This is a genomic window from Streptomyces laculatispora (genome assembly GCF_017353455.1).
Classification (GTDB): Bacteria; Actinomycetota; Actinomycetes; order Streptomycetales; family Streptomycetaceae; genus Streptomyces; species Streptomyces laculatispora.
The window spans coordinates 1-5,868 of record NZ_JAFMPZ010000087.1 but is presented as its reverse complement, the minus strand read 5'-3'; the positions used below and the strand labels follow the sequence as shown (position 1 = coordinate 5,868).

General features: G+C 70.6%; 4 protein-coding genes. 3 read left to right on the top strand and 1 reads right to left on the bottom strand.

From position 1 onward, the window contains the following. Both J1C73_RS04755 and J1C73_RS04750 read left to right on the top strand, forming a co-directional pair. On the top strand, positions 1-556 hold a 556-nt coding region (locus tag J1C73_RS04755), incomplete at its 5' end, for a PP2C family serine/threonine-protein phosphatase (protein ID WP_207315225.1). A gap of 115 nt (positions 557-671) precedes the next feature. Then, positions 672-2,414, top strand: coding sequence for a pyruvate dehydrogenase (locus tag J1C73_RS04750; RefSeq protein WP_207315224.1), 1,743 nt, complete (start codon positions 672-674; stop codon positions 2,412-2,414). A gap of 45 nt (positions 2,415-2,459) precedes the next feature. Here the strand turns inward: J1C73_RS04750 and J1C73_RS04745 are convergent, their stop codons facing one another. Beyond that, positions 2,460-5,573 (bottom strand): alpha-mannosidase, encoded by a 3,114-nt coding sequence (locus tag J1C73_RS04745; protein WP_207315223.1) that lies wholly within the window; start codon positions 5,571-5,573, stop codon positions 2,460-2,462. A 190-nt stretch (positions 5,574-5,763) separates the two neighbouring features. On the opposite strand from J1C73_RS04745, the gene J1C73_RS34490 reads away from it, so the two are divergent. Continuing rightward, on the top strand, positions 5,764-5,868 hold a 105-nt coding region (locus J1C73_RS34490), incomplete at its 3' end, for an FAD-dependent oxidoreductase (protein ID WP_307797604.1).

Here is a 5,868-nt window from a genome sequence, read left to right as displayed (position 1 = left end):
GGAAGAGCCCTCCGCCGCCGACGCCGAAGAAGACCCGGGTGCGGCAGTCGGGATCGGCGGACAGCAGGAGGCAGCGCAGGCCCGCCGTGTACTCGTGTGCTTCGAGCCCGAGTTCGGCGGCGGAGGGCTCTTCCGGCTGCGCGACGGCAGCTGGCAGGACCTCGAACCCGAGGTTCCGCACCCCGGCGAACTCGCCGGGGAGGGGGTGGTCGGCTTCGGCTCGGCGTCGTCCCCCGAGAGCGGGCCCGACGGCGAGCGGCTGACCATGGACCTGGGGATCACCACCGCCCCGGCCCCGTACGTCGAGAGCCCGGTCCCGCCGCCCGCCGAGCCCTTCCGGTTCCGGGCCTCGGTCGCCCGGCCGGGCGACACCCTGCTGCTGTGCAGCAACGGTCTGGCGGATCCGCTGCGCGACGAGCCGGCGCTGGCCGATGAGCTCGCCGAGCGCTGGGCACCCGGCCGGGCGCCGGGTCTCGCGGCGTTCCTCGCGGACACCCAGCTCAGGGTCAAGGGTTACGCCGACGACCGGACGGCGGTCGGCGTCTGGGAGGCGTAACCGCGCGCGCCATGGGTTGATGGACTCCGGGGGAACCCGTCCGGCCGGGGTTTCGCGCCCCGGAGTCCGGACACCCGAACGTGCACGGAGCAACAGGCAGAGGGAGCACGCACCCATGGCCAAGCAGAACGTGTCGGAGCAGTTCGTCGACATCCTCGCCCGCGCGGGAGTCAAGCGCCTGTACGGGGTCGTCGGCGACAGCCTCAACCCGGTCGTCGACGCCATCCGCCGGCACTCGGGGATGGAATGGGTCCAGGTCAGACACGAGGAGACGGCCGCGTTCGCCGCCGGTGCCGAGGCGCAGATCACCGGCACGCTGGCGGCCTGCGCCGGATCGTGCGGCCCCGGCAATCTCCACCTCATCAACGGCCTCTACGACGCACACCGCTCCATGGCGCCCGTGCTCGCGCTCGCCTCGCACATCCCGTCGAGCGAGATCGGCCTCGGCTACTTCCAGGAGACCCATCCGGAGCTGCTCTTCCAGGAGTGCAGCCACTACAACGAGATGATCTCCAACCCGCAGCAGATGCCGCGGCTGCTCCAGACGGCCATCCAGCACGCGATCGGCCAGGGCGGTGTCAGCGTCGTCTCGATGCCGGGCGACATCGCCTCGCAGCCCGCACCGGAGAAGTCGATCGAGCACGCGATGGTCACCTCGCGGCCCACCGTGCGGCCGGGCGACGAGGAGATCGAGAAGCTCTGCCGCATGGTCGACGAGGCCAAACGGGTGACGCTGTTCTGCGGAAGCGGGACGGCGGGCGCGCACGCCGAGGTGATGGAGTTCGCCGAGCGGGTGAAGGCCCCGGTCGGCCACGCGCTGCGCGGCAAGGAGTGGATCCAGTACGACAACCCGTACGACGTCGGGATGAGCGGCCTGCTCGGCTACGGCGCGGCCTACGAGGCCACCCACGAGTGCGATCTGCTGATCCTGCTCGGTACGGACTTCCCGTACAACGCCTTCCTGCCCACCGATGTGAAGATCGTCCAGGTCGATGTGCGGCCCGAGCACCTGGGCCGCCGCTCCAAGCTCGATCTGGCGGTCTGGGGCGATGTCCGCGAGACGCTCCGCTGTCTGACCCCGCGGGTGAAGGCGAAGACCGACCGCAAGTTCCTCGACCGGATGCTCAAGAAGCACGCCGACGCGCTGGAGGGCGTGATCAAGGCGTACACCCGCAAGGTCGACAAGCACATCCCGATCCACCCGGAGTACGTGGCATCGGTGCTGGACGAACTCGCCGACGAGGACGCGGTGTTCACGGTCGACACGGGCATGTGCAACGTCTGGGCGGCCCGCTATCTGTCGCCGAACGGCAAACGCCGGGTGATCGGTTCGTTCAGCCACGGCTCGATGGCCAACGCGCTGCCGCAGGCCATCGGAGCGCAGTTCACGGACCGGAACCGGCAGGTCGTCTCGATGTCCGGGGACGGCGGATTCACCATGCTGATGGGGGACTTCCTGACCCTCGTCCAGTACAACCTGCCGGTGAAGGTCGTTCTGTTCAACAACTCCGCGCTGGGCATGGTCGAACTGGAGATGCTGGTGGCCGGACTGCCGTCGTTCGGTACGACCAACAAGAACCCGGACTTCGCGGCGATCGCGCGGGCCTCGGGGGCGTACGGCGTACGTGTCGAGAAGCCCAAGGAGCTCGAAAGCGCCCTGAAGGACGCCTTCAGGCACAAGGGGCCGGCCCTCGTCGACGTCGTCACCGACCCCAACGCGCTCTCCATCCCGCCGAAGATCAGCGCGGACATGGTGACCGGCTTCGCGCTCTCCGCGAGCAAGATCGTGCTGGACGGCGGAGTGGGCCGGATGGTCCAGATGGCCCGCTCCAACCTCCGGAACATGCCCCGCCCCTGACCCGCGACGGCCGGGAAGGGCGCCGACGCGGGCCGGGGCGGTTCCTCACGCGGGGGTCAGCCGCACCGTCAGGATCTGGAACGGCCGCAGCGTCAGGGCGAGGCCGTGCGCGTCGGCCGCCGCCGCGTGCAGCGGCCGTTCCAGCAGGTCGGTGATCTGCGCCGTGACGACGGGGAACGAGGCCCGGAGTGTCGCGTCGGCCCGGCCGCCGGCCGACTCGTACAGCCGGACGATGACATCGCCGCTGCGGTCCTCGGCCAGCTTCACCGACTCCACGGTCACCGCCGGATGGCCGGTCGCCACGACCGACGGAACCGCCGGGGCGACCGCGGCGCGCAGCGGCAGATTGAGCGCCAGCCCCTCCCGGACCGCGTCGGTGATCTCCACGCCGGGCGCCAGCGCGTACCGGAACCGGTGCGTGCCGAGGTCGGTTGCCGGGTCGGGGCTGTGCGGGGCGCGCAGCAGCGTGAGCCGTACGGTCGTGCCGAGGCCCGTGGTGTGCGGGGTCCGGGTCACCTCGTGCCCGTACGTCGAGTCGTTGAGCAGCGCGATGCCGTAACCCGGCTCGGCGACCCGCAGCCAGCGATGGGCGCAGATCTCGAAACGGGCCGCATCCCAGCCGGTGTTGTCATGGGTCGGCCGGTGGACGTGGCCGAACTGGATCTCGGACGTCGACCGTTCGGCGTGCACATCGAGCGGGAACGCCGCCTTGAGGACCTTCTCCGACTCCTGCCAGTCCACCTCGGTCTCGATGTCGACCTGCCTGCTCCCCGCGGCCAGCCGGATCTCCTGCACGATCCTGGACGCGCCGAACGCACGCACCACTCGCACGGCCGCCCGCAGCGGTCCCTCCTCCACCAGCTCGACCAGCTCGGCGTCGGTCAGGTCGGTGCGTGAGCGGCGGTAGTGGACGTCGATGTCCCAGGCGTCCCAGTTGTTCGGGTGGTCCGGGTGCAGCTGGAGGAGGTTGGCCCGATGGCCGGGGACCAGGACCTCGCGGCCCGCCGCCAGGTCGAGGACGGAGGCGATCAGCCCGTCCCGGTCGACGGTGACGCGCAGCAGTCCGTTGTCGAGGACGGCCCCCTCGTCCGCGGAGGCGTCGGCCGAAACCCCCTGCTCCGGGACGGCCGCACCGTCCAGCGGTCCCGCGCCGAGCCCCGGCGACTGGGCGAGAACCGCGGTGCGCCCCTCGCCCAGCGACTGCGCATGAGCCCCGGACGGCAGCACCGCACTCGCCTCGGCGTCCAGCTCGACGACCTGACTGCGTGGGTATGGCGAGGAGTTGAGAGCCACCAGGCCCTGCGCCGCACCGAGCGCCGTCACCGCCTCCGCCACCAGGTCCGCCAGTTCCCCGCGCACCTGCTCATAGGTGTCACGGGCCTCGCGGTGCACCCAGGCGATGGACGAGCCCGGCAGGATGTCGTGGAACTGATGGAGCAGGACCGTCTTCCAGATCCGGTCCAGCGCCTCGTACGGGTAGCGGTACGCGGGTGCCCGCAGGGCCGCCGCGGTCGCCCACAACTCGGCCTCTCGCAGGAGGTGTTCGCTGCGGCGGTTGCCCTGCTTGGTCTTCGCCTGAGTGGTGTACGTCGCCCGGTGCAGCTCCAGGTACAGCTCACCCGACCAGACCGGCGCCTGCGCCCCGTACTCCTCCTCGGCCGCGACGAAGAACGCCGACGGCTTCTCGATTGTGACCCGCGGGGACCCCTCCAGATCGCTGAGCCTGCGGGCCTTCTCCAGCATTTCCCGGGTCGGACCGCCGCCGCCGTCACCCCAGCCGAACGGCATCAGGGAGCGGGTGGCCCGTCCCTTGTCCGTGAAGTTCTTCTCGGCGTGAGCGAGTTCGAGGCCGTGGAAGTGGGCGTTGTAGGTGTCCACAGGCGGGAAGTGGGTGAAGAGCCGGGTGCCGTCGATGCCCTCCCACCAGAAGGTGTGGTGCGGCATCCTGTCGGTCTGGTTCCACGACAGTTTCTGCGTCAGGAACCACCGGACTCCCGCCAGCCGGGCCAGCTGCGGGAACGCGGCGGTGCAGCCGAAGGAGTCCGGCAGCCAGATCTCCTCGGTCTCCACCCCCAGCTCCTGCTCGAAGAACCGCTTCCCGTGCACGATCTGCCGGGCCAGCGCCTCGCCGCCGGGCAGATTGGCGTCGGACTCCACCCACATCGAACCGACGGGCTCCCACTGCCCGTCCGCCACCGCCCGCACGATCCGCTCCCAGATGTGCGGCTGGTGCTCCTTGACCCAGGCGTACTGCTGGGCCTGCGAACAGGCGAACACCAGCTCCGGGTAGTCCTTGGCGAGCGCGGTGACATTGGCGAACGTGCGGGAGGCCTTCCGCACCGTCTCGCGCAGCGGCCACAGCCACGCCGAGTCGATGTGCGCGTGCCCGGTGGCCGAGATCCGGTGCGCGCTCGCCGAAGCGGGCCTGGACAGGACCTCGGCCAGCTCGGCCCGTCCGGCCGCCGCCGTACCGGACACATCGTGCAGATCGAGCGCGTCGAGCATCCGCTCCAGTGCCCGCAGGATCTCGTGCCGCCGCGACCGGTCGGTGGGCAGCTCCCGCATCAGCTCGGACAGCACCTCGATGTCCAGTACGAGATGCCAGACGCCCTCGTCCAGCACGGCGAGATCCGCCGACGTGAACCGGTAGAGCGGATCGTCGCCCGCCGTCAGTACGTCCCCGAGCGGCGTCGGCTCGAATCCGTGTTCCAGTACTGCCGGGTTGGCCGCCGCCTCCAGCAGGAGGGAGACCCGCTCGCCACCCGCGGCGGGTGCGCCGACGGTCAGATGGCGGTTGCGGGGATGGACGCCCTTCAGCGGAATGCCCTCGGTGTCGTACAGCATCCCCTCGGCCTGGAAGCCGGGCGCCTGACCGGAGAAGCCCGGATCGACCACCACCTCGACCCGCCGGCCGGCCCATTCCCGCGGCACCGCACCGTCGAGCCGGAACCAGCTGGTGGTCCACGGACTGCCCCACGCGGTCCCGGCCGAGAACGGTTCATAGCGCGCCCCGAGCGCTTGTGCCACCGGAACGGGCTCGCCCGGTGCATGCCACACCGCCAGCGTGAGCGGGGTCCGCGCCGCGTACTCGGCGGGGCGGATGAACTGGCGGAGGGCCCGCTCCAGCCGGCCCTCCACCAGTGTGCTGTCGTCGTGCATGTCGCTCCTCGTCGTCGGCACCCCGCGCGGTCGAGGGCTTGCATTCCCCGATGGGGGGCATCCACCCATCACGGGTCACCGGCCGCCGAATCCGCCGGTCGTGAGGGGGCACACTCTGTCTGACAGCACGTCATATCCGGCGTGATGACGACCTCTTGGCACCCTCTGAGCAATGTGACATATTACTGATGTGTTCACGAGACAGCCTTTGGACGTTGTCGTGGTCGGGGCCGGAGTGGTCGGCGCCGCCTGCGCCTACTACGCAGCCCGGTCCGGACTCTCGGTCGCGGTGGTG